Raw genomic sequence first — 1,357 nt, 5'->3', positions numbered from 1 at the left:
CTCAAGAGGCGTTCGGCAGTGTGGATGTCATGGTTTCTAATGCAGGGATCGCCCAGGTCAAGCCCCTGCTCGAGGTAACCAAAGAAGATTTGGAGCGCATTTTTAATGTGAATGTGTTTGGTGTGCTGTACGGATTACAGGCAGCCGCAGAGCAGATGAAAAAACAACAGAGCGGCAAAATTATCAGCGCCTGCAGCATCGCCGGTTATAAAGGGTTTAGCCTCCTCGGTGTGTATTCAGCCACCAAATTTGCGGTCAGGGGACTGACACAAGCGGCTGCTCAAGAACTGGCACAGTTTGGGATTACGGTAAACGCGTATTGTCCCGGCATTGTCGGAACACAGATGTGGGAACATATTGATGAACGTATGGCAGAGTATATGGATTTAAAAAGAGGGGAAGCGTTCAGGCAGTTTTCTGAGGGAATTGCCCTGGGCCGTCCGGAAAAACCGGAGGATGTCGCACAATTTGTCTCTTATCTGGCCTATGATGATTCCAACTACATGACTGGCCAATCCATCATGATTGATGGCGGTGTCGTTTTTTCCTGAAAGAAACACAAAGGATCATCAGCTTCGCTTACGGGCACGGTATTTGCGTGCCTTTTTTTATGGGATTGTAAGCGTTTTAAATATCCGATATAATAAGAAAAAACAGACAGAAAATTCTAAAATATGATGTTGGTTGTTGGACAAGCTTTGTTTTCCACACTCTTATTAGGATAGAGGAGGTCAAAATGCTTGCGTCTAACTGTTATTTGAGCACATGGAAGCGGTTTGTACATGAAGGAGTTCTCGATCCATCCCGGTTGAGTAAACGCATTCAGGAATCCTGGCACCGGTGCAAAGAGGTCAAAGTGGACCCTTATTTGACCAAGGGGCGCCATATTTTATCACAGGAGGAGCTGCTCCACCAAAAAAAGAAAAGTTCTTTCTTCTTAGAAGCGGCCCAGCCTCATATCGCACGAATGAAAGAGGCCATTCATGAGCTAGGAATGATGGCGCTTTTAATTGATTCCGAAGGCTATGTTTTGTCACTGACCGGCAGCCGGAAGATAGTTGCTGATGCCTCTAAAATCAATTTTGTCGAAGGGGTCAAATGGACCGAAGAAGAAGTGGGTACCAATGCTATCGGTACGGCCCTTCAAACCAAAGAGGCTGTGCTCGTCAGCGGGACAGAGCACTATTCGATCGCATCACATCAATGGAGCTGTTCTGCCGTTCCTGTGCATGATCCTGAAGGCAGAATCCTCGGTGTTCTGGATGTTTCCTGCCCGATAGATTCAGCTCATCCGTATATGCTCGGTGTTGTGGCTTCGGTTTCACAGGCCATTGAACAGGAACTGAGAGTCCAGACC

2 protein-coding genes are annotated in these 1,357 nt (G+C 47.2%); both read left to right on the top strand.

The genetic code is table 11. The features are described 5' to 3' along the window. On the top strand, positions 1 to 551 hold a 551-nt coding region (locus ABHN01_RS25730; RefSeq protein ID WP_429877903.1), incomplete at its 5' end, for an SDR family oxidoreductase. 185 nt (positions 552 to 736) lie between these two features. Next, positions 737 to 1,357, top strand: a 621-nt coding sequence (locus ABHN01_RS25725) for a GAF domain-containing protein (RefSeq protein WP_429877902.1), incomplete at its 3' end; no start/stop codon positions are given.

The organism is Fictibacillus sp. NRS-1165 (genome assembly GCF_050468105.1).
In the GTDB taxonomy this organism is placed as follows: domain Bacteria; phylum Bacillota; class Bacilli; order Bacillales; family Fictibacillaceae; genus Fictibacillus_C; species Fictibacillus_C terrinigri.
This window is presented reverse-complemented; position numbering and strand designations above follow the sequence as displayed.